26 protein-coding genes are annotated in these 21,245 nt (G+C 71.8%); 14 read left to right on the top strand and 12 right to left on the bottom strand.

Features of this window, described 5'->3' with window-relative positions; genetic code table 11:
* Positions 1–245: 245 nt before the first annotated feature.
* Positions 246–485, bottom strand: coding sequence for a hypothetical protein (locus AB0K28_RS18420; protein WP_364371184.1), 240 nt, complete (start codon positions 483–485; stop codon positions 246–248).
* On the opposite strand from AB0K28_RS18420, the gene AB0K28_RS18415 reads away from it, so the two are divergent.
* Positions 484–1,008, top strand: a complete 525-nt coding sequence (locus AB0K28_RS18415) for a helix-turn-helix domain-containing protein (protein ID WP_364371181.1) — start codon at positions 484–486, stop codon at positions 1,006–1,008. The genes AB0K28_RS18420 and AB0K28_RS18415 overlap by 2 nt on opposite strands.
* Here AB0K28_RS18415 and AB0K28_RS18410 read toward each other — a convergent pair.
* Genes AB0K28_RS18410 through AB0K28_RS18400 form a run of 3 tightly spaced genes read right to left on the bottom strand, consistent with a single transcriptional unit; the run spans position 908 to position 3,276 of the window.
* Complete coding sequence (locus AB0K28_RS18410) at positions 908–1,984, bottom strand: 1-acyl-sn-glycerol-3-phosphate acyltransferase (protein WP_364371178.1); 1,077 nt, start codon at positions 1,982–1,984, stop codon at positions 908–910. The two genes, AB0K28_RS18415 and AB0K28_RS18410, sit on opposite strands and share 101 nt — an antisense overlap.
* A gap of 24 nt (positions 1,985–2,008) precedes the next feature.
* Positions 2,009–2,911 carry a patatin-like phospholipase family protein gene (locus tag AB0K28_RS18405; RefSeq protein WP_364371175.1) on the bottom strand — a complete coding sequence of 301 codons (903 nt, stop codon included), beginning with the start codon at positions 2,909–2,911 and terminating at the stop codon, positions 2,009–2,011.
* Positions 2,908–3,276: a MerR family transcriptional regulator gene (locus AB0K28_RS18400; RefSeq protein WP_364371172.1), complete on the bottom strand. Its 369-nt coding sequence runs from the start codon at positions 3,274–3,276 to the stop codon at positions 2,908–2,910. Before AB0K28_RS18400 ends, AB0K28_RS18405 begins: the two co-directional genes overlap by 4 nt.
* An 84-nt stretch (positions 3,277–3,360) precedes the next feature.
* Between AB0K28_RS18400 and AB0K28_RS18395 the strand changes: the two genes are divergently transcribed.
* Together AB0K28_RS18395 and AB0K28_RS18390 are read left to right on the top strand one after the other, a co-directional pair.
* Positions 3,361–4,263: a hypothetical protein gene (locus tag AB0K28_RS18395; protein ID WP_364371169.1), complete on the top strand. Its 903-nt coding sequence runs from the start codon at positions 3,361–3,363 to the stop codon at positions 4,261–4,263.
* 121 nt (positions 4,264–4,384) lie between these two features.
* Positions 4,385–4,741, top strand: coding sequence for an STAS domain-containing protein (locus AB0K28_RS18390; RefSeq protein WP_364371166.1), 357 nt, complete (start codon positions 4,385–4,387; stop codon positions 4,739–4,741).
* A 12-nt stretch (positions 4,742–4,753) separates the two neighbouring features.
* Here AB0K28_RS18390 and AB0K28_RS18385 read toward each other — a convergent pair whose 3' ends face one another.
* The 3 genes from AB0K28_RS18385 to AB0K28_RS18375 form a co-directional block, all read right to left on the bottom strand.
* Positions 4,754–5,035 (bottom strand): hypothetical protein, encoded by a 282-nt coding sequence (locus tag AB0K28_RS18385; protein ID WP_364371163.1) that lies wholly within the window; start codon positions 5,033–5,035, stop codon positions 4,754–4,756.
* A gap of 101 nt (positions 5,036–5,136) precedes the next feature.
* On the bottom strand, positions 5,137–6,504 hold the full coding sequence (locus AB0K28_RS18380) for a HAMP domain-containing sensor histidine kinase (RefSeq protein ID WP_364371160.1): 1,368 nt from the start codon (positions 6,502–6,504) through the stop codon (positions 5,137–5,139).
* A gap of 91 nt (positions 6,505–6,595) precedes the next feature.
* A complete protein-coding gene (locus tag AB0K28_RS18375; protein ID WP_364371157.1) occupies positions 6,596–7,006 on the bottom strand; it encodes an organic hydroperoxide resistance protein in 411 nt (136 codons plus the stop codon).
* A gap of 80 nt (positions 7,007–7,086) precedes the next feature.
* On the opposite strand from AB0K28_RS18375, the gene AB0K28_RS18370 reads away from it, so the two are divergent.
* Entirely contained in the window at positions 7,087–7,731 is a 645-nt protein-coding gene (locus AB0K28_RS18370) for a TetR/AcrR family transcriptional regulator (RefSeq protein ID WP_364371154.1), read from the top strand.
* Here AB0K28_RS18370 and AB0K28_RS18365 read toward each other — a convergent pair.
* The gene (locus tag AB0K28_RS18365; RefSeq protein ID WP_364371151.1) at positions 7,676–8,683 is read right to left on the bottom strand and encodes a LacI family DNA-binding transcriptional regulator; all 1,008 of its coding nucleotides are present in this window, start codon (positions 8,681–8,683) and stop codon (positions 7,676–7,678) included. The two genes, AB0K28_RS18370 and AB0K28_RS18365, sit on opposite strands and share 56 nt — an antisense overlap.
* A gap of 299 nt (positions 8,684–8,982) precedes the next feature.
* Here AB0K28_RS18365 and AB0K28_RS18360 point away from each other — a divergent pair, with 299 nt between their 5' ends.
* The 6 genes from AB0K28_RS18360 (at position 8,983) to AB0K28_RS18335 (ending at position 14,105) form a co-directional block, all read left to right on the top strand.
* A complete protein-coding gene (locus AB0K28_RS18360) occupies positions 8,983–10,161 on the top strand; it encodes an extracellular solute-binding protein (protein WP_364371148.1) in 1,179 nt (392 codons plus the stop codon).
* 14 nt (positions 10,162–10,175) lie between these two features.
* Positions 10,176–11,117 (top strand): sugar ABC transporter permease, encoded by a 942-nt coding sequence (locus AB0K28_RS18355; protein WP_364371145.1) that lies wholly within the window; start codon positions 10,176–10,178, stop codon positions 11,115–11,117.
* A 73-nt stretch (positions 11,118–11,190) separates the two neighbouring features.
* Positions 11,191–11,976 carry a carbohydrate ABC transporter permease gene (locus AB0K28_RS18350; RefSeq protein WP_364371143.1) on the top strand — a complete coding sequence of 262 codons (786 nt, stop codon included), beginning with the start codon at positions 11,191–11,193 and terminating at the stop codon, positions 11,974–11,976.
* Between the two features lie 20 nt (positions 11,977–11,996).
* Positions 11,997–12,782, top strand: coding sequence for a ThuA domain-containing protein (locus AB0K28_RS18345; protein ID WP_364371140.1), 786 nt, complete (start codon positions 11,997–11,999; stop codon positions 12,780–12,782).
* Complete coding sequence (locus tag AB0K28_RS18340) at positions 12,779–13,867, top strand: Gfo/Idh/MocA family oxidoreductase (RefSeq protein WP_364371137.1); 1,089 nt, start codon at positions 12,779–12,781, stop codon at positions 13,865–13,867. The genes AB0K28_RS18345 and AB0K28_RS18340 overlap by 4 nt, the downstream gene beginning before the upstream one ends.
* 40 nt (positions 13,868–13,907) lie before the next feature.
* On the top strand, positions 13,908–14,105 hold the full coding sequence (locus tag AB0K28_RS18335) for a CsbD family protein (protein ID WP_364371134.1): 198 nt from the start codon (positions 13,908–13,910) through the stop codon (positions 14,103–14,105).
* A gap of 6 nt (positions 14,106–14,111) precedes the next feature.
* Here the strand turns inward: AB0K28_RS18335 and AB0K28_RS18330 are convergent, their stop codons facing one another.
* A complete protein-coding gene (locus AB0K28_RS18330) occupies positions 14,112–15,956 on the bottom strand; it encodes a DUF2264 domain-containing protein (RefSeq protein ID WP_364371131.1) in 1,845 nt (614 codons plus the stop codon).
* Positions 15,957–15,983: 27 nt separating this feature from the next.
* Positions 15,984–16,601 (bottom strand): TetR/AcrR family transcriptional regulator C-terminal domain-containing protein, encoded by a 618-nt coding sequence (locus AB0K28_RS18325; RefSeq protein ID WP_364371128.1) that lies wholly within the window; start codon positions 16,599–16,601, stop codon positions 15,984–15,986.
* Positions 16,602–16,730: 129 nt separating this feature from the next.
* Here AB0K28_RS18325 and AB0K28_RS18320 point away from each other — a divergent pair, with 129 nt between their 5' ends.
* The 3 genes from AB0K28_RS18320 to AB0K28_RS18310 are packed head-to-tail and all read left to right on the top strand — an operon-like array spanning position 16,731 to position 19,361.
* Positions 16,731–17,897, top strand: a complete 1,167-nt coding sequence (locus AB0K28_RS18320) for an FAD-dependent oxidoreductase (protein WP_364371125.1) — start codon at positions 16,731–16,733, stop codon at positions 17,895–17,897.
* A 29-nt stretch (positions 17,898–17,926) separates the two neighbouring features.
* Complete coding sequence (locus tag AB0K28_RS18315) at positions 17,927–19,138, top strand: cytochrome P450 (protein WP_364371122.1); 1,212 nt, start codon at positions 17,927–17,929, stop codon at positions 19,136–19,138.
* 28 nt (positions 19,139–19,166) lie between these two features.
* A complete protein-coding gene (locus AB0K28_RS18310) occupies positions 19,167–19,361 on the top strand; it encodes a ferredoxin (protein WP_345388252.1) in 195 nt (64 codons plus the stop codon).
* Positions 19,362–19,441: 80 nt separating this feature from the next.
* Here the strand turns inward: AB0K28_RS18310 and AB0K28_RS18305 are convergent, their stop codons facing one another.
* On the bottom strand, positions 19,442–19,927 hold the full coding sequence (locus tag AB0K28_RS18305; protein ID WP_364371118.1) for an Rrf2 family transcriptional regulator: 486 nt from the start codon (positions 19,925–19,927) through the stop codon (positions 19,442–19,444).
* Positions 19,928–20,009: 82 nt separating this feature from the next.
* Between AB0K28_RS18305 and AB0K28_RS18300 the strand changes: the two genes are divergently transcribed.
* A complete protein-coding gene (locus AB0K28_RS18300; RefSeq protein ID WP_364371115.1) occupies positions 20,010–20,762 on the top strand; it encodes an NAD(P)H-binding protein in 753 nt (250 codons plus the stop codon).
* Here the strand turns inward: AB0K28_RS18300 and AB0K28_RS18295 are convergent.
* On the bottom strand, positions 20,750–21,211 hold the full coding sequence (locus tag AB0K28_RS18295) for a hypothetical protein (RefSeq protein ID WP_345388258.1): 462 nt from the start codon (positions 21,209–21,211) through the stop codon (positions 20,750–20,752). The genes AB0K28_RS18300 and AB0K28_RS18295 overlap by 13 nt on opposite strands.
* Between the last annotated feature and the right edge of the window lie 34 nt (positions 21,212–21,245).

Below are 21,245 nucleotides of genomic sequence, written 5' to 3'. Positions count from 1 at the left end.
ACGTCGCCGGGCAGTTCCCCGGAGACGCTAAACGCCTGTGGAGGCGACGTAAGACCTCGAGCACTCGAGGCAGATGCCAGCGAAGCAGGCAAGAGAATCACTGAGATTCTCCGAACGGGAGACGCGGGAAGTGGGTGGTGGTGGTGGTGGGCCCGCGGACAGAACCGCAGCCCGGCCGAAAAGGCGCGGCCGCGGGGAGGAGCAGCCGAAGGCGAGGGATGCTCCAAGGGCGGCGGTGTGGTGGATCAAGCGAGGGCTTCGGCGATGGCGGCGCGGTCCTGGTACTCGCGCCAATGCACGATCCGCCCGTCCCTCGCGCGCAGCACCACCACGAACGCGGCCTGGGCGCGCACGTCGCTCCCCCGCAGGGTGCCCACCAGCCGGTACTCGGTGACGATCACCTCCGGGTCGGCGGTCTCGTGGACGGTCACGTCGCGGAATTCCTCGAAGGCGACGGGGAGGGACGCGCGGCCCTCCTCCGCCATGGCCGCGACCCGCTCCGCCGCCGCAGAGGAGGTGTTCGCCGAGCGGGGCACATCGGCGTCCACGGAGGAGGTCGCCGCACGAGCGGGCGTCGCCATCGGGACGATCTTCCGCCACTTCCCCACCAAGCACGCCCTCCTCGCCGCCATCATGAAGGACCTGCGGCGGCGGCTCATCGCCAGGGCGGAGTCCCTCATCGCCGATGGGGATCCTGGGTCGGCGTTCTTCGACTACTTCGCGTTCCTCGTCGGCGGCTCGGCCAGGATCGGCGCCGTGGTGAGCCTGCTCGCCGAGGAAGGCGCGCCCATCGAGCCGGGCGAGCAGATCTTGGCGCTCGGCGAGGCGTTCGGCACGCTGCTGGAGGCGGCGCGCGAAGCCGGGACCGTACGCCCCGACGTCCGGCTGGACGAGGTCATGGCCGTGCTCACCGCCGCCACCCACGGCGCGCTGGCGGGCGGCTGGCCGGACGACCTGCGCCATCGGACGGTGTCCCGGCTTCTGGACGGCTTCCGCGCTGCTCGGTGATCCAGGCGTCGATGAGCGCCCAGTGGTCGTACAGCCAGCGGACGCGCTCCTCGCGGGTCCTGGGGATCTCGGCGGCCGGTACGCGCCACCACTTCGCGGTGATGTGCGCGCTGACGGGAAGCTTGCGCCAGACGTCCCCCACGGTGACGAGCTGGTCGAGCCCGGTGTGCGCGACGAAGATGACGTCGGCGGGCGGGCAGGACTCGATGGCGGCGATGGCGCCGTTCGGGCGGGGCGGGAGCAGGTGGTCCATGTCGCGGGCCCGGCCCGCCTCGCCGGTCAGGCCCTTCTCCTCAAGCCGCCGGATGGCGAGGCGGCGGCGGCGGGGGGTGAAGTTCCCGCCCTCGGGGAAGATCACCAGCGCGTCCCTGTCGCCCATCGTGGCGGCGAGGCGGCGGATCTCCGCGGTGACGCCGCTCTGGTCGGTGCTGCGGGGCACGAACGCGTTCGGCAGCCGGTTGACGACGACGTCGAGCGACGGGTCGTACTGGAGCGCGGCCTTCATGACGATGCGGGGCCGCCGGTGGTAGCGGGCCAGCAGGTGGTGGATCAGCAGGAAGGAGTCGCCGGGGCCCGCGTGCCTGGACAGGACGATGACCGGCCGGGAGAGCCTGGCCTCCTGCTCCTCGGGGGTCGGCTCTGGCTCCTCGATGTCGGTGGTGAGCAGGAAGATGCGCTCGGCGGCGCCGTACACGCGGGTGAGGAACCAGCCGATCAGCGCGTAGTGCCGCTCCTGCCGCTTCGCGCCGCCCGCCACCCACAGCCACAGGCAGGCGATGAGCACCGCGGACTCCAGCGTCAGCCACGCCACCGCGAACCAGACGAACCGCGCGCCCCTGCGCTGCGGCGGCGGCAGGCGCAGCGAGGCGGCGGCCGTGACGACCAGCCAGAACGGCAGCGTCACCAGCATGAACACGGTGACCACGATGACCAGGGGCGCCAAGACGACCCTGCGCAGGATGCGAGGTGGAAGCACGGCGGCCTCCTCAAGGGCGTACTCTCATCCTCCTCTTTCGCGCAGGTAGCGGGAAGACGCCTGGTAGGCGCGGTCGATGCAGGCCGCCACCTGGGAGCCGTCGCGGTAGCGCAGCGGCGAGGCGGGCGTGGTCACCCCCGAGGGCATCACGTGCACCTCCACGCCGGGCGGCAGCGTGGCGAGGTCCTCGGCGAAGCGGTGCCTGCGGGCGATCTCGAACGCCACCATGCCCACCTCCCAGAACCTGCGCGGCGGGCTGAGCGGGCGCTCGATCCTGCCGACGTGCAGGACGTAGACGCGCTTGGCGCCGAGCTGCACGGCCCTGCCGATGGGGATGCTGTGCACGAGCCCGCCGTCGTAGAAGTGCTCGCCGCCGATCACCACCGGCGGCAGCAGCCCCGGTACGGCGCACGAGGCCAGCACCGCGTCCACCAGCGGCCCCGAGCTGAACCAGTGGGCCGCGGCGCGCTCGACCGAGGCGGCCACGCACTGGAACGGCACGGACAGCTCCTCGATGCGGGCGGCCGGCACGGTCTCGCGCAGCACGCCGCGCAGCGGCTCGTTGGGGTGCAGGTGGGTGCGCGTCTTCGCGAGCGTGGACAGCCGGGCCGCCCAGGAGCCGGCGAAGGCCGTACGGACGATGTCGGAATGCCACAGACCGGTCAGCCTGGCGACCGCCTGAGCCGGGTCGGCGGCGATGACCGCGCCGTTGAGCGCGCCGACGGACGTGCCCACCACCAGTCCGGGACGGATGCCCGCCTCGTCGAGCGCCCGCAGCATCCCCACCTCGTGGGCGCCCAGCACACCCCCGCCCCCGAGCACGAACGCGGTCTCGGGCGCGCGGCCGGGGCCGCCGGGAAAGCCCTCGCCGGGAACGCCCCCGCTGGGAACGCCCCCGCCGGGAGCGTCCGCGCCCTCCTGGGTCATCGGGGGCAGTTCCCGCCCTCGTGGGCGACGGCGTCGGCGACGGCGAGGATCGAGTCGAGCTTGGTCCTGGCTTCGACCAGCTCGTTGATCTTGGCGTCCATGCGCTCCCGCTCGGCCCGCAGTCGCTCGATCAGCTCGGGCACGACCTCGCCCGACATCACGCACGGCATGATCGGCTCGATGGCCTTACTGGCCAGCCCGGCCGCGTAGAGCTGCCGGATGAGCCTGACCCGCTCCACCGCGCCGTCCGCATAGACGCGCTGCCCGCTGGGCGTGCGCTCGGAGAAGAGCAGGCCCTGCTCCTCGTAGTAGCGCAGCGCGCGCACGCTCACCCCGGCCTGGGCGGCGAGCTCGCCGATCCGCATCCGATCTCCCCCTCAGGTGCTGCTGACGTCAGCGTCAGGATTTCACCGTACGCCAGGCGCCGGACGCCGCCTAACATCAGCGGCATGACCACGCACGGATTCACGCTGACCGCCGAGGGCCCGTTCGAGTTCGCCGACTCCCTGCGCTTCGTGGCGGACTGGCCGGCCACGAGCAGGCTGCCCTCCGACGGGCGGACGCTGCGCTTCGCGTACTGCGCGGAGGCCGACTGGCGGCCCATCGGCGTGAGCGTGACGGGCGTCCCCGGCGGCGTGTCGGTCAGCACCACACGCCCGGCGGGCCCGGCGATCCGCGGCGAGGTGGCGCGGATCTTCTCGCTCGACGTCGACGGCACCGGCTTCGCCAAGCTCGGCGACGCCGACCCGGTGCTCGGCGACCTGTTGCGGCTGCGTCCCGGCCTGCGTCCCGTGTGCTTCTGGAGCCCGTGGGAGGCGGCCTGCTGGGCGGTGATCGTGCAGCGCTCGTCGATGGTCGTGGCGTCGGCGATCAAGCAGCGCATCGCGCAGCGGTACGGCGCGGAGGTGGTGGTGGACGGCGAGCCGTTCCCCGCGTTCCCGCCGCCGGTCTCGCTCCTGGACGCGGGCGGGCTCGGCCTGCCGGCGCAGAAGGAGGAGTGGCTGCGCGGCCTGGCCAGGGCGGCGCTCGACGGCCTGCTGACCACCGAGCACCTGCGCTCGCTGGCCCCGGAGGAGGCGCTGGCGGAGCTGCGGTCGCTGCCCGGCGTGGGGCCGTTCTCGGCGGGGCTGATCCTCATCAGGGGCGCGGGGGCGCCGGACGCGTTCCCCGGTGACGAGCCGCGGTTGTTCGCGATCCTGCGGGAGGCGTACGGGCTGGCGGAGGACGCGCCGCCGTCCGCGTACCGGCGGCTGGCCGACGCCTGGCGGCCCTACCGGTCGTGGGCGTCGTTCCTCTTCCGCGCGACGGCGTACGGCGTGATGGACGACCGGTCCGCCCAGGATCCTTCCTGAAGATTCTTTGACGAATCCTCTTTCGGGTGTCTGATCGGCGGGCATAAGGTTGCAGCATCGGTTGGCGTCCCCGCGATACCCCTTACGACCAGCCACCGGCCGACCAACGCCAGGAGAGCCCGTGAAACTCACCTGTCGCCACTATCCAGGGGCCACGCTGTTCACCGTGGCCGGCCAGGTCGACATCAGCACCTCCGCCGAGCTGGAGGAGTTCATCGGCGGGCAGCGCCGCCGGTTCGACGACCACGTGATCGTGGACATGCGCGAGCTGACCTTCATCGACAGCTCCGGCCTCGCGGTGCTGCTCGCCGCCGGGGCGCTGGCCCGCGCCCACGGCGCCGGCCTGCACCTGGCCGGGGTGCAGCCGATGCCGGCCAGGCTGCTGGAGATCACGGGCGCCGATCGCGCGGCGACCTTCCACGACGACGTGGAGCAGGCGCTGGGGGCCGTCCTGGTCGCCGGCCACGCCACGCCCTGACCGCACGGAGGGTCAGGGCTGCCGGCGGTGCACCCCCACCAGGTGCCCGTTCTGCCGGATCCGCGCCTCCTCGTACGGGCACACCGGGCGAGTGACGTACGACTGCGCGATGGTGTCGGCGTCTCCCCGGTTCACGCCCCAGCCGATGGTGTGCCAGTGCGGATCGCCGCCGGTGGTGTCCAGGACCACGATCTCGTACAGCTCGGCGGCGGGAGGAGGCGTGCAGCGTACGCGGCCGGTCGCCGCACCCGCGCCGTCGTGGACGTTCCGGCTACCGGTACCCGGCTGATCCATGTGGCTCTCCCTCCGGTGGCACAAACCTGATCCGGAATTGCATGTGCCCCGATCCTCCTCAAGTCAGTCATGTCGCTGGTTGCGCACCCGTCACGGCGGGCTCAGTCCTCCTCCAGGATCGGCAGGCGCAGCACGAAACGGGCGCCGGTGTCGGAGTCCTCGATGGACAGCGTGCCGAGGTGGGCGGTCGCGATCTCCCTGGCGATGGGCAGCCCGAGTCCGGTGCCGCCGGCGTCGCGGTTGCGGGCGGCGTCGAGGCGGGCGAAGCGCTGGAAGACGAACTCGCGGTGCTCGGGAGGGATGCCGGCCCCGTCGTCCACGACCTCCACCACCGCGTCGTCGCCCTGCCGCCGCACGGTGACGATGACCCGCCGTTCGGCGTGCCGCTCGGCGTTGTCGAGCAGGTTGGTCAGCAGGCGGGCCAGCTGCAGCCGGTCGCCCATGACGACGACGCCGCTCTCCAGGGTCGTGACGAACTCCTTGGAGCGCGGCCGCGCGGTCTCGGCGGCGACCAGCTCGGAGAGGTCGACCGGCTCGCGCTGGTCGGGCGCTCCGGCGTCGAGCTTGGTGAGCGTGAGCAGGTCGCCCACGATGGCCTGCAGCCGGTCGAGGCTGGCCAGCACCTTCGTGCCGGTCTCCGCCCAGTCGGCCTCCTCGGGGTGGAGCATGGCGTCCTCCATCTGGGCCCGCATCGCCGTGATCGGGCTGCGCAGGTCGTGGGAGGCGTCGGTGGCGAATCTGCGCTGCCGCTCCATCGCGTCCTGGAGCCCGGCGAGCGCGGACTCCAGGCGCTCCAGGGTCTGGTTGCTGGTCTCGGCCAGCGCCCTGATCTCGTCGTCGTTCACCGGAACGGGCACCCGCAGGCCGCCGCCGCCCGCGCTGATCTCGGCGAGCTTCCTGGTGATGCTGCCGACGGGCGCCAGCGTCCTCGCCACGATGCGGGACACGCCGAACCAGGTCAGCGCGACCAGCGCGGCCGACACGCCGGTCTGGAAGATCAGCGTCGCCGGGCTGACGTACCAGGGCACGGCGGGGCCGAAGGCGTAGACCAGCCACTCCCCCTCCGGCTGGTACGCGATCACGGTCACCGTGATCTTGCACTCGCCCTCGAAGGCCGGGATGCCGCACACGGTCCCGGCGTCGTTGGCCAGGGAGCGGTGCGGCACGACGGTGGTGAGGCGCGGCTGGCCGGCCAGGTTGGGCGTCCAGGCGACCGGCCGGCCGGTGTGGTCGAGGACCTGCATGCCGTCGGTGCCGTCCTGGTCGAGCACCTGGGGCAGGCGCCCCCGTTTGATCAGGATCAGCACGCGTACGGCTCTGGTGGACAGCTCGTGGGCGCGGATCTCGGCGACCTCGTTCCTGATGCCGAGCAGCACGAAAGCGCTCACGATGATGTTCAGCAGCAACATCGTGACACTGGCGAACAACGCCAGCCGCGTCCGCAACGACCGGCCCCACAGTCTGCCCACGCGTCTCCCCCGAAGGCCACACCATCACAGGGGGGACCTTGACCGCGATCTTCGGGAGATTCCCTGACAAAGGCGCTTAAGGTGCAACGCCCTACTCGATGACGAGCTCGACCGGGATGTTGCCCCGCGTGGCGTTGGAGTACGGGCACACCTGGTGGGTCGCCTCAAGGAGCGCCTGGCCCGCCTCGGGGCCGATGTGGTCGGGCAGCTCGGCCCGCAGGGTCACCGAGAGCTGGAAGCCGCCCTTGCCGTTGGGCGACAGGCCGACCTCGGCCGTGACCGCCGCGTCGGCGACGTCGAGTTGCCGCTGCCCGGCCACCAAGCGCATGGCGGAGGCGAAGCAGGCGGCGTAACCGGCGGCGAAGAGCTGCTCGGGGTTGGTGCCCTCGCCGTCGCCGCCCAGCTCCTTCTGCAGCGCCAGCTTGACGTCGAGCCGCCCGTCGGAGCTGACGGCGCGCCCGTCGCGGCCGGCCGCGGTGGCGATGGCGGTGTAGATGCTCATGTCGTGCCCCTTAGCTAGACAGACCTGTCTGTTCGGTGTGGAGCCCGATAGTAGACAGATCTGTCTGGTATCGTCAACCTGTGAGCGCAGGAACGTTGCAGGGACGCCGGCCGAGCCCCGCCCGCGAGCGCGTGCTGGAGACGGCGACGCGGCTGTTCTACGCCGAGGGCATCCACACGGTCGGCATCGACCGGATCATCGCCGAGGCGGGCGTGGCCAAGGCGACCTTCTACCACCACTTCCCCAGCAAGGACGACCTGGTCAGGGCCTACATCACCGACCAGAGCGGGCTGCAGCGCACGGCGGCGGCCGGGCTGAGCCGCGACGACGCCCCGTACGAGCGGCTGCGCACGTTCTTCGTCCACCTCTGCGAGTTCGGCAGCGGGCCCGGCTATCGCGGCTGCCCGTTCGTCAACACCGCGGCCGAATATCCCGACCCGGCCCACCCGGTGCGGCAGGCCATCGTCGAGCACCGCCGCTGGAACCGCGACCTCTACCGCGACCTGCTGGCCGAGGCCGGGCACCCCGACCCCGAGCAGACGGCCGACCTGCTGCTGATGCTCAGGGACGGGCTCGTCGTGGGCTTCGACCTCGACGACCCCGCCGCCGTGCGCGCGACCGCCCAGGAGGCGCTGGCCCGGCTCGTCGGCCCCCAGGCGGGCCTCGACGTCAGCGGGCCGGCGGCGGCCCCACCGACTCCCCCGGCACCAGAGCACACGGGATGAGCACCCGCGGCGGCGCCTCCTCGGCCCCTTCGAGCCGGTCGATCAGCGCGTCGGCGGCCATCCGGCCGAGCTCGGCGGCCGGCGCCGCCATGACCGTCAGCGACGGCTCGATCATCTCGCCCAGCTCGCGCGTGGTCGCCGCCGAGATGATCGACAGGTCGCCCGGCACCTGACGGCCGAGCGCCCGCGTGCCCTTGGCGAGGCCCGCCGCGGCGCCCTCGTTGACCAGCACGACGGCGGTGACCTCGGGGAAGTCGTCGTGCAGCCGGCGCGCGGCGGCCCGGCCTCCGGCGGAGGTGCTCTCGACCCTGATGACGGCGGGCGGGTGGCCGAGCGGCGCGATCGCGTCGAGGTAGGCCGACTCGACCCGCATGATGCGGCCGGGCTCGGTGGTGGCGTCGGTCTGCTGGGCGACCAGCGCGACGCGCTCGTGGCCGTGGCCGCGCAGGTGCTCGACGGCCTGGTGGATGGTGGTGGCGAAGTCGATGTCGACGTACGGGAGGTCGTCGTCCTCGGTGCGGCCGATCAGCGCGAAGGGCACCCGTGAGGCCAGCAGCCGCGCCACCCGCGCGTCGCGGATCTGCACCTCCATCAGCAGCACGCCGTCCACGAGCCCGCCGGCCAGCAGGTGGGACATCTGCTCGTCGTCGTTGACCGGCCACAGCACGAGGTCGTAGCCGCGCTCGCGGGCGCCGTGGGCCGCGCCCATGACGAACTGGATCACCGTGGCGTTGGGCTTGGACTCGAGGTCGGGGTGGAGCAGCGCGAGTATGCGGGTGCGCGAGCTGGCCAGGGCGCGGGCGACGACGTTGCGCCGGTAGTTGAGCTCCTGGATGGCCGCCTCGATGCGGGCGCGGGTCTCGGGCGCGACCCGTTTGGTGCCGTTGATGACGAACGAGACCGTGGCGATCGAGACGTTCGCCCGCTCGGCGACGTCGCGCATCGTGACCATGGATGCCGCCTCCCGACTCGTCAGGGCCGCGCGAAGCATCTGCGACTATATCGCCCGCCCGCGTTTCGTAAAACGCTTAACTTGTTGTTGACATCGCCGTCGGACAGGCGCAACATATCGGTCAAGCCAGCGCGGTTAAGCGCTTTATTTCGATCACTGCCCTGGCCGCCCCGCGAGTGGCGGCATCACTTCCCGCAGCCCCTTTCTCCCGGTAAACGACCCTTCATCGACTCCGTGGCGACCCCCTAGGAGTAGCTCACATGGAGACAGCACAAAAGCGTCACGGGAAGGCGCCCAAAGTGACTGTCGCGGCGGTTCTCTTCCCCCTCACCCTGTCGGCGTGCGGCGGGACCGCCGCCGGCGCGCAAGCCACCGGCCCCCTCGTCATCCAGGACTACTACGACGAGCTGCACGACCCGCTCTACCACTCGTGCGCACGTCAGACCGGCCTCGACATCAGGATCGACCACGTCGCGGGCCCCGGGCTGATCCCGAAGGTGCTCCAGCAGAGCTCCTCGCGCACCCTGCCCGACGTGCTCATGCTCGACAATCCCGACGTGCAGCAGATCGCCGAGTCGGGCGCGCTCACCCCGCTGTCCGACTACGGCCTGCACGGCGAGGGAATGACGCCGGCCGTGGTGAAGGCCGGCACGTACGCCGGGAAAGTGTACGGCCTGGCCCCCTCGGTCAACACGCTCAGCATCTTCTACAACAAAGCGCTGTTCCGGGCGGCCGGCATCACGAAAGTCCCCAGAACCTGGGACGAACTCCGCGCCACCGCGAAAAGGCTGACCGCCCCCGGCCGGTACGGCTTCGCGATGAGCAACGTCAACACCTACGAGGGCTCCTGGCAGTTCCTGCCGTTCATGTGGGGCAACGGCGGCACCGAGCAGGACATCACCACTCCCCCGACCGCTCAGGCGCTGCGGTTCCTCGTCGATCTGCAGAACGACGGCTCGATGTCGAAGAGCTCGATCATCTGGAGCCAGGACGACGTCATCGACCAGTTCATGGCCGGCAAGGCCGCGATGGTGGTCAACGGGCCCTGGCAGATCCCCGCGCTCAGGAAGCAGCACGAGGTCGACTGGGGCACGTTCACCATCCCGACCCGGCTGGCCACGCAACCCACGGTCGCCCCGCTCGGCGGCGAACTCTTCACGGTGCCGCGCACCGGCGACAAGGCGAGAATGGCCAAGGCGGGGCGGTTCGTGAAATGTCTGGTCTCGCCGGAGCTGCAGCGTGAGACCGCGAAGGTCACGCAGACCGTCCCGACGAACCCCGGGGTCGCCGATCGCGCCGCGGCCGAGGACCCGGCGATCGCGACGTTCGTCACCACCGTACGCACCGCGCGCTCGCGTACCGCGGCCCTCGGCCCCGACTGGCCGAAGGCGGCCACCAAGATCTACAACGCCGTGCAGATCGCGCTGACCGGCAAGGCCGCGCCCGCCGAGGCCCTGCGCCAGGCGCAGGGCGAGTGACAAGGAGCCGCGTGGTGACCTCAGCCGATCTCAGCCTTTCCGCGGCCGCCGCGCGCGGCCGGCGCGACCTGCTGTGGGCGCGCCTGCTCAAGCGGGCCACGCCGTGGTTGTTCACGCTGCCCGCGATGACCTTCGTGGCGATGTTCTTCGGTTATCCGATCGTCCAGAACGTCGTCATGAGCTTCCAGGAGTACACGACCTCGACCTTCTACAGCGGGCACGCACCCTGGGTCGGGCTCACCAACTACGTGACGATCCTGTCCAGCTACCTGTTCACGACCACGCTGGCGAACACCGCGCTGTTCACGATCGGCTCGATCACCTTCCAGTTCGTGATCGGGCTGGCGCTGGCGCTGTTCTTCAAGCGCAACTTCCCGCTGAGCGGCTTCCTGCGCGCGTTGCTGCTGCTGCCGTGGCTGCTGCCGCTCATCGCCTCGAGCGCGGTCTGGAAGTGGCTGCTCGACCAGGAGAGCGGCGCGCTCAACCAGTTCCTCGGCCTGTTCGGGATCCCGGCCGTGCCGTGGCTGGTCGATCCGACGCTCGCGCTGGCCGGCGTGATCGGGGTGAACATCTGGCTGGGCATCCCGTTCAACGTCGCCATCCTCTACAGCGGCCTGCAGGCGGTGCCGAAGGACCTGTACGAGGCGGGCGCGCTCGACGGCGCCACCGGCTGGACCGCGTTCCGGCACATCACCTGGCCCAGCATCCGGTCGGTGGTGAGCGTCGTCATCGTGCTCGGCGTGGTCTACACGCTCAAGGTCGTGGACATCATCCTCGGCCTGACCGGCGGCGGCCCCGCCAACTCCACCCAGACGCTGGCCACGAACGCCTACAACAAGTCGTTCGTCGAGTTCGACTTCGGCCAGGGCGCCGCCATCAGCAACGTCCTCATCGTGGTCTCGCTGGTCTTCGCCCTCGTCTACCTGTTCATCTCGCGCCGCGAGCCGCACGAGTGAGGCGCCGCACGTGAACCACACCTTGACCGCACGAAACTCGACCGCACGGAACTCGACCGCGCGGAAACTGCCCATGACGGTGCTCGGCGTCGTCTTCCTGGCCGTGATGATCTTCCCGGTCTACTGGATGGTCAACACCAGCCTCCAGGCCGCCTCGGGCGCCGCCGCTGCCGACTTCTTCCCCGTTCACCCAGATCTGTCCGGTTACGCCACCGCCGTGACCGAGCAGGGCCGCAATTTCGTCACCAGCCTGGTCATCGCGCTCGGGACCGTGGTGCTGACGCTGGCGATCGCGACGCCCGCCGCGTACGGGCTGTACCGCTTCCGCACCAAGGCGGGCACGGTGTTCCTGCTCGTGCTGCTGATCACCCAGATGATCCCGGCGATGGTCATCGCCAACGCGCTCTATCCGCTGTTCAACTCGCTGTTCCTGATCAACAGCGTCTTCGGCCTCATCCTGGCCAACTCGGCGGCGGGCATCCCCTTCGCGGTGCTGCTCATCAGGGCGTTCATGGGGTCGATCCCGCCGGCGCTCGTGGAGGCGGCGATGGTGGACGGGGCGGGCAACCTGCGGGCGTTCCTCGCGATCGTCGTACCGATCAGCAGGAACGCGATCGTCACGGCGGCCCTGTTCACCTTCCTGTCGGCGTGGAGCGACTTCCTGTTCGCCCTCACCCTGACCAGCACGCCCGAGGTCAGGCCCATCACGCTCGGCATCTACGACTACATCAGCGCGAACTCGCAGGACTGGGCCGCCGTCATGGCCACGGCCGTGCTGGCGTCCGTCCCGGCGGGGCTGCTGCTGATCTTCGCTCAGCGCTACATCGCGGCCGGCGCCGTCAGCGGCGCCGTCAAGTGATCTATGGAAAGGATGTCCCCTTGACCACTCGAACCCTCAATGTCCTGGTGTGGGGCGAGAACCGGCACGAGCAGGCCGAACCCCACGTGGCCGAGATCTACCCCGACGGCATGCACAACGCGATCAGGCGGGGCGTGGAGGCCCGGCTGGGCGAGCGGGCGAAGGTCGCCACCGCCACCCTCGACGACCCCGAGCACGGACTGACCGAGGAGGTGCTGGCCGGCACCGACGTGCTCACCTGGTGGGGGCACGCGGCGCACGGCGAGGTGGCCGACGAGGTGGTCGAGCGGGTGCACCGGCACGTGCTGTCCGGCATGGGCCTGGTGGTGCTGCACTCCGGCCACTGGTCGAAGATCTTCACCAAGCTGATGGGCACCACCTGCACGCTGCGCTGGCGCAGCGACAACGACCGCGAGCTGGTCTGGACGGTGAACCCGGCGCACCCCATCGCGCGCGGCGTGCCGCATCCGATCGAGATCCCGGCCCAGGAGATGTACGGCGAGCAGTTCGACATCCCCACCCCGGACGAGCTCATCTTCATCAGCTCGTTCAGCGGCGGCGAGGTGTTCCGCAGCGGCTGCACCTTCCTGCGCGGCAACGGCAAGATCTTCTACTTCAGCCCCGGCGACCAGGACTACCCCGTCTACCACCATCCCGACGTGCTGCAGGTCATCGCGAACGGCGTCGAGTGGGCGGCCGGCGACCCCGACCGGCGGGCGCTGCCGACGCTGCTGCGCTACGACAGGGACGACTTCTTCAACGGCCAGGGCTACCGGGGGGCCATGCACAACAAGGACGCCGGATGACCCGGCCGCTGCGCGTCGTCCAGGTCGGCGCGGGGGCCATGGGGCTGGCCTGGCTGCGTACGCTGGCGGCCTCCGGCGACGTCGAGCTGGCCGGGGTGGCCGACCTCGACGTCGAGCGGGCGCGGGCGGCCCTGCGCGAGACGGGCTGCGCGGCCCCGGTCGCGGGCTCGCTCGGCGAGCTGCTCGCTGCGGTCGAGCCCGACGCGGTCGTCAACGTCACCGTCCCCGCCGCGCACACCGCGGTCAGCGTCGAGGCGCTGTTCGCCGGGGTTCCGGTGCTGTGCGAGAAACCGGCCGCGCCGACGCTGGCCGAGGCCCTGGTGCAGGCCGCCGCGTCCGAGGCGTCGGGGCGGCTGCTGATGATCAGCCAGTCGCGGCGCTACTACGCGGCGCTGGCCGAGTACCGACGGCTGATCGGCCGGCTCGGCCCGCCCGGCCTGCTCACCACGTCGTTCTTCCGCGGGCCGCGCTTCGGCGGGTTCCGCGACGAGATGGACCAGCCGCTGCTGGTCGACATGGCCATCCACGCCTTCGACGCGGCCCGCTACCTGCTCGGCGCCGATCCCGTGTCGGTGACGTGCGAGAGCTGGAACCCGCCATGGAGCTGGTACCGCGGCGATGCCTCCGCCACCGCGACCTTCCAGTTCGAGGGCGGCGTCCGCTACGTCTACAACGGAAGCTGGTGCGCCGACGGGCTGGAGACCTCGTGGAACGGCGAGTGGCGGGCCGTCGGTCCCGGCGGCAGCGCCACCTGGGACGGCGAGCAGCGGGTCGGCTCCAGCCTCGACGGGGCCGGCGCTGATCTGCTCGTGCCGCCCGGCGAGCATGAGCAGATCGCGGGGGCGCTGGTGGAGTTCGTCGCGGCGGTGCGGGACGGCACGGTGCCCTCGGGGGCGATCGCCCGCAACATCGGCAGCCTGGCCATGGTGGAGGCGGCGGTGCGGGCGGCCGAGACGGGCGAGCGGGTCTCGATCGAGGAGCTGCTCGCCCGCGCCCACGCCGAGGCGCTCACCCTTCCGGTACGGGAGGAGATCCACGCCCGGCTCGCGTCCTGGGACCACGTTTCCGCCCTTCCCGCTCGGTAAGGACAAGGGCCTGCGGCAAATCGAGCAGGAAGGCACGGACATGGGCACCGACGACAAGTTCCGCAACAAGGCTCAGGAGCTCAAGGGACGGGCGAAGGAGAACGTCGGCGACGTCACCGACGACGAGGAGCTGCGCGCCGAGGGGCGCGCCGACCAGACCGAGGGCGGCCTGAAGCAGGCCGGCGAGAAGATCAAGGACGCGGGCAGGAAGGTGAAGGACACCTTCAAGAAGAAGTGACGCGGCTCACCGGGTGCGGGCGGGGACGGGGCCGAGGCGGACGGTGACCGTCTCGTCCTTCAGGCCCAGGACGACCGCGCCGTCCGTCACCTCGGCCGACGGCGTGGGCGGCTCCTCGCCGGTGCCCGACAGGTGGACGAGGCTGACGTAGACGGCGGTGCCGCCGGGGTGGCCGGTCGCGACCGCGTACGGCGTGGCGGAGTGCCGGCCGAAGGCGTTGGCGTGCTCGGCCGTGGCCAGGCCGGTGCCGGTGAAGCCGTGCAGGGCGCGGACGGCGCTGGTCAGGCCGTCCGCGCGCCTGGCCGACGCCACTCCGTCGCCCTGCCGCAGCTCGGGCGGGGTCTCGGCGGCCAGCGCGTGTCCGCCGTCACGTACGTGGTGCCCGGCGGGCGCGGTCACCTGGTGGATCCTGATCTCAGACGCCCCCGCGACCACGACGGCCGTCACCACGCGGACGTCGCCGTCCTGGTAGGCCGAGGCGGCGAAGCCGTCCGAGACGGCGAGGGGTTCGATGGATCGCCGCAGGCAGGTGTCGCCGCCGGGCGCGATGACGGCCAGGTTGTTGTCCACGCCGCTCGCCTCCGGCCCGGTGTGGCTGGTGTAGGCCAGGCGGAGGTAGTGGGGGTCGGGGACGCCGTCCCCGCTCCGCACGCGGTCGCGGTCGCTGCCGTGGTTGAGCAGGCGCACGACGCCGTCCTCGTGGGTGGCGCGCAGCAGCCAGCCGGGCCCCGGCATGGCCACGCTCTGGTCGGCCAGGTCGATCGGGGCCGGCTCCTCCGGGTCGGTCCACACCGGGTGCTCGGGCGGCAGCAGCAGGCCGATGAACGCCTTGCTGGCCCAGTAGGGCGACGCGGGGCCCGAGTAGGGCTGCACGACCGGGCGGAAGGGGTCGTACCAGCCGAGGGTGAGCAGGCCGCGCTCGTCGGGCACGCCGCGCTCGGCGAAGTGCCGCAGCACGCCGCTCGCCACGCGGCGGGTGCGGCCCGGCGGCAGCGGCGTGGCGCCGGTCAGCGCGCCCAGCCACAGCGGCGCGACCGTCGCGAACCGGTACGTCAGCGACCGCCCCTGGTGCACGGGAGCGCCGTCGGCGGCGAAGAAGTGCTGGTACTGCTCAAGGAAAAGGCGCAGGCGGCCCGCGTAGCGCTCGGCGCGGGCGGTGTCGCCGGCCATCCGCGCCCACAGGGACGGGTAGAGGTGCAGCGCCCAGCCGCAGTAGTAGTCGAAGTTCTTGCCCTTGCCGTCGGTGTACCAGCCGTCGCCGGCGTACCACTCCTCGATGCGCTCCAGGCCGCCGGTGATCTCGTCCGGCTCGTAGGGGCCGCCAACCTCGGCCAGGAACTGCTCGACGATCACCTGGAACAGCACCCAGTTGTTGTCCGGGGTGCGCCTCCCGATGAACCCGGCGAGCCAGCTCACCACCCGCTCCCGCTGCTCCGGTGAGAGCCGGTCGAAGATCCACGGCCGGGTCTCGTGCAGCGCCAGCGCGATCGAGGCGGCCTCGACCAGCGGCTGCGCCATGTCGGTCAGCGGCGGCCAGGCGAAGGGGTGGCGGGGGTCGGTGCCGGCGATCAGGCCGCTCGCGTACCGTTCGATCAGCTCCGGCGCCACGTCGCCTTGAGCGCCGGCGATCCTGAAGGCGGCCAGCAGGAACGTGCGGGCGTAGCCCTCCAGCCCGTCGCTGACCGTGCCGGAGATGCTGGGCTCGCCGGGCAGCCGGTATTGCGAGAAGCCCTCCGTCGCGTACGGCGCCACCGACGCCAGCAGGTGGTCGGCCATCGCCTCCCAGTGGGCCCGGGTGTAGCCGGTGTGTCCGGACAGCCGGTCGTCGGGCGGAGGGAGGTGTAGCGGCATGAACCGCATCCTAAGTGGATCAACCACTCAGCTGCGAGAGCGGGGCCGGAGCGGGAGGGGGTGAACGGCGGTGATCAGCGGCCAGGTCAGGGCGGCCATCTCGGCCGGGGTGCGGGGGCAGCCGCGGTGCAGCCAGTCGGAGGCGACCCCGATGAGGGCTCCCGCGGTGAACGCGGCGCTCACGTCGTGCGGGTCGTCGTCCTGCGCGGTGGGCTCCTCGCTGAGGCGGGCGTGGATGGCGGCGGCGGTACGGCGGCGGATGTGGTCGGCGACGCGGGCGCTGCCCTGGGGCCCGAGCAGCGCACGGTAGAGCCCCGCGTGCTCGGCGAGGCTGGCGAAGAACGCCTCCAGGGACGCGGCGGCCTCGGCGAGCGGGTCTTCCGCGTCGACGGCCGGCATGGGCAGGGATTCGACGAGCCGGTCGATCATCGCGGTGCAGGCGGCCTCGGCCAGCTCGTGCACGTCGCGGTAGTGGTCGTAGAAGGTCGAGCGGCTGACTCCGGCGAGCTCGGCGACGTCGGCGACGGCGATGCGGGACAGGTCGCGTTCTTCGACGAGCCGCAGCAGGGCGCGGGCCAGGGCGGTCTGGGTGCGGCGGACGCGCCGGTCACCCGACGGTGTGTTGCTTGCTCTTGTGGTCGCCACGCGCTTCACCCTACCTTCTGACTACAGGTGAAGGTTTTCCTACATGTGTAGGGTAATCTTCAGGGCGAGATGCCGGAAAGGACCAGGACATATGCGCATACACGCAGCTGGGCACGGGAGGAAGGCGGAGTGACACCGCCAGAGAGCATCCTGATCGTCGGCGCCTCCGCCGCGGGCCTGGGCACCGCAGAGGCGCTGCGCCGCCAGGGCTACACCGGCCGTCTGACGCTGCTCGACGCCGAGCCGCACCTGCCCTACGACCGGCCGCCGCTGTCGAAGCAGGTGCTGGCCGGGGCGTGGGAACCGGCCCGCGCGCAACTGCGGACGCAGGAGCAGCTCGACGCGCTGGGCGCCGCCTTCGTCCGCGGCGAGCCCGCCACGGCACTGGACGCGCGGGAGCGGGCGGTCACCACGGCGTCCGGCCGCGTGGTGCGCGCCGACGCCGTCGTCATCGCGACGGGCCTGGTCCCGTGCCGGCTGCCGGGCCAGGACGGCCTGGCGGGCGTCCACGTGCTGCGCGGCCTGGACGACTCGCTCGCCCTGCGCCTCGGCCTGACCGCGGCCAGGCGGCTGGTGGTCGTCGGCGAGGGCGTGCTGGGCGCGGAGATCGCGGCGACGGCCAGGAGCATGGGCCTCGACGTGACGCTCGTGGGCATGGGCCGGGCGATCCTGGCCGACCAGCTCGGCGACGTCATCGCCGGGCACCTCGCCCGTACGCACGAGGAACGCGGCGTGCGGCTGCGGCTCGGCGTCACCGTCGAGGCGCTGACCGGCGCGGCGGGCAGGGTCAGGGGCGTGCGCCTGGCCACCGGCGAGACGCTGGACGCCGACGCCGTCGTGGCGGCCATCGGCTCCCGCCCGGCGACCGGCTGGCTGGCGGGCAGCGGGCTGCGGCTGGGCGACGGGGTGGAGTGCGACGCGCGCTGCCGGGCTGCCGACGGCGTCTACGCGGTCGGCGACGTGGCGTCCTTCCACCACGAGGTCATGGGCCGCAGGCTGCGCCTGGAGAACCGGACGAACGCCACCGAGCAGGCCCAGGTCGTGGCGGCCAACCTGCTGGGCGCGGACCGGCCGTACACGCCCATCCCCTACTTCTGGACCGACCAGTACGACGTCAAGATCCAGGCGCACGGCCTGCCGTCGCAGGAGGCCGTGGCGAGCGTCACCGACGGCGACCCGGAGCAGCACCGCTTCGCCGCCGTCTACCGCGAGGAGGGCCGGGTCACCGGCGTGCTCGGCTGGAACATGGCCAAGCAGGCCCGCGTGCTCCGCCAGCAGCACCTCACCCCGGCATAGAAGCCGATCCGTTCACGAGAAGAGGCCGCATGAGCGTCAATGAGCAGGTCCTGAACTACCCGATCCCCAACGACGCGGCGCTGGACCCGCCCGCGGAGTGGGCGCGGCTGCGCGGCGAGTGCCCGGTGGCGCACGTGAAGCTGCCGAGCGGCGACGGCGCGCGGCTCATCACCCGCTACGAGGACGTCAAGGCGGTGCTCGCCGACCCGCGCTTCACCCGCCGGCTCACCGCCCCCGACGCGGCGCGACTGTCGGCGGACGGCGGCGGGGTGTTCAACAGCGACGTCGCCCAGATCATCCCCGACGGCGGCGAGGGCCACCAGCACTGGCGGCGGCTGGTCGGCCGGTGGTTCACCGCCAAGCGGATGGCGGCGCTGCGGCCCGCGATGGCGCAGATCGCCGACGACCTCATCGACGACATGGTCAAGCGCGGCGCGCCCGCCGACCTCAAGGCGTCGCTCGGCTTCCCGCTGCCGGTGTACGTGATCTGCGACATGCTCGGGGTGCCCGCCGAGGACCGCGACCGGTTCTCGTACTGGTCGGACACGTTCCTCAACCTGACCCGCTACACCAAGGAGGAGATCGACGCCGCGCAGGCGGAGTTCTTCCAGTACATGTCCGACCACGTCGAGGCCAGGCGCGCGCAGCCGGGCGAGGACCTGCTCAGTGAGCTGCTGGCGGCCGGCGGCCCCGAACAGGGCGGGCTGTCGGACCTGCAGATCCTGGTGACCGGCATGGGGCTGCTGGTGGCCGGGCACGAGACCACCGCGAACATGATCGGCAAGATGGTCGCGATGCTGCTGGCCGACCGGAGCAGGTGGGAGCGGCTGCTGGACGAGCCCGCGCTGATCCGTACGACGGTCGAGGAGTCGCTGCGCATGGACGCGAACTCCGGGTTCGGCCTGCCCCGCTACCTGCCCGTCGAGAGCGAGGTCGGCGGGCAGGTGCTGCCCAAGGGCACCACGGTGATCTGCAGCATGGCCGCGGCCAACCGGGACGAGAGCGCGTTCGAGCACGCCGGCGAGATGGACCTGACCCGCAGCCCCAACCCGCACCTCGCCTTCGGCTCCGGCGCGCACTCGTGCCTGGGGCAGTCGCTGGCGCGCACCGAGTTGCAGGTCGTGCTGGAGGTGCTGCTGCGCAGGCTGCCCTCGCTCGAGCTGGCGGTGCCGGTGGCGGAGCTGGAGCGGGTGGAGGGGCTGGCGGTCGGCGGCCTGCGTACGCTGCCCGTCCGCTGGTGAACCCCTGAATCGAGAAGGAGACGACATCGTGAAGGTCATCGTCGACGAGGACAAGTGCTGTGGCGCGGGGCAGTGCGTGCTGCTCGCGCCCGAGGTGTTCGACCAGCGTGAGGACGACGGCATCGTGATCCTGCTGGACGACTCGCCCGGCCCCGACCAGCACGCCGTGGTGCGCGAGGCGGCCGCCGTGTGCCCGGGGGCCGCCATCGAGCTCGCGGACTGACGCGGGCTGATACCGGGCCCGCCCGGCGGTCGTGGCGACCGGGCGGGCTCCCGCACGACGGGGCGCCCCGCTGACCGACGTCAGCGGGGCGCCCTCGGCGTTCCCGCGATGATCGACCGGGTGCGCGCCGGGATGGCCTCGGGGAGGCCGGCGAGGATGTCGGCCAGCGTGACCCCCGCCAGGCTGCGCCGCCACGCCTCGTGGGCCTCGTACATCGTGGCCGCGAGCACGCACGTCTCCTGGCAGTCCTCCTCCGGCAGCGCGCCGCGCCCCCGCATGCGGATCTCGCGGCACTCGTACGGCGACGCCGCCCCATCGACCGCCTCCACGATCTGCAGCAGCGTGATCTCCCCCGGCGGCCGCCCGAGCCTGAACCCTCCCCTCGGCCCCGTCGTGGCGGCCAGCACTCCGGCTCTGACCAGCGCCTGAAGCTGCTTGGCCAGGTAGGGAGCGGGAAGGTCGTAGTAGTCGGCGAGCTGTGCGGCCGACGCGGTCGCTCCGGGATCGAGTTGCGCCAGCGTCGACGCGCAGTGCAACAACCATTCGGTGCTCACAGGCAGCTTCACGCCGACCATCATATCGGGGAGATTGAGGATCTATTTAGTCCGAGATATGGTGACGCCGTAGCACGAGGAGAGGAAAGTCATCATGCGCATCGCAGTCGCCGGGGCCACCGGCAACATCGGCTCCCGTACGGTCGCCTTCCTGGAGGGCGACGGGCACGAGGTCGTCCGCGTCAGCCGGTCGCTGGGCGTGGACCTGGTGACGGGCGAGGGCCTCGACCAGGCGCTGACCGGCGTGGACGCGGTCGTCGACGCCATCAGCGCCCCGCCGGTCAGCAGGGAGGAGACCGTCGAGCTCTTCGGCACCACCACGGCCAACCTGCTGGCCGCCGAGCAGCGCGCCGGCGTGCGGCACCACGTGCTGCTGTCGATCGTGGGCGTGCACCGCGTGCCGGGCAACGCGCACTACGCGGGCAAGCGGGAGCAGGAGCGGCTGGTGGAGGCCGGTCCCGTGCCGTGGACGATCGTGCCTGCCACGCAGTTCCACGACTTCGCCGAGATGGTCGCGAGCTGGACCGAGCAGGACGGCGTCGCCACCCTCGCGCCGCTGCTCGTCCAGCCGATCGCGCCGTCCGACATAGCGGCCGTACTGGCCGAGGTCGCGCTCGGCGAGCCGCAGGGCCGCTACGCCGACGTCGCGGGCCCCGACCCGCAGGACCTCGTGGACATGGCCAGGCGCACGCACCAGGCGCGGGGGCGCGAGGTGAAGCTGGTGCCGACGTGGCACGGGGTCTTCGACGCGTCGATGGCCGGCGACGTGATGCTGCCGGGCGAGCGCGTGCGCATCGCGCCGACCACGTTCGAGCAGTGGCTGGCCGAGCAGGCTCAGAAATACTGACGGATACGGAAGGGACGGACGAACAGCGACGCGGACGCGCGGCTGATCACCTTGACCTTCCTGATCTTCGTCTTCTTGTCGATGCGCACCTTGACGCACTTCATGGACACGTCGTGGTGGCCGGGCGGCGCGTAGCGGGAGATGATGACGCCGCGCCGGCCGAAGTTCCGCCCGGTCAGGCCCACGCCCACCTCGCGGAAGGTGCGCCACGAGCCCTTCAGGGGGAAGGCGGTGGAGCCGACGATCGCGTGGTTCGCGGCGTCCGGGCAATGCAGGAGGACGCGGATGACGTCGTTCTGGTGAGGTGACTCGGGCGAGACGAAGAAGGACGTGAGCTTGCGCCACTTGGGCGTCTTGTCGTCGCTGTCGTCGTTGCCGTCGTCCTCGCCCGCCGACGCAGGGGCGGCGGTGAGCGCGACCGTCACCACCATCGCCGCGATCGCCCGCATCCGTCCCCCTCACTTCCTGTGACTCCCCCCATGC

It is taken from the genome of Nonomuraea sp. NPDC049504 (genome assembly GCF_040676845.1).
Classification (GTDB): Bacteria; Actinomycetota; Actinomycetes; order Streptosporangiales; family Streptosporangiaceae; genus Nonomuraea; species Nonomuraea salmonea.
This window is presented reverse-complemented; position numbering and strand designations above follow the sequence as displayed.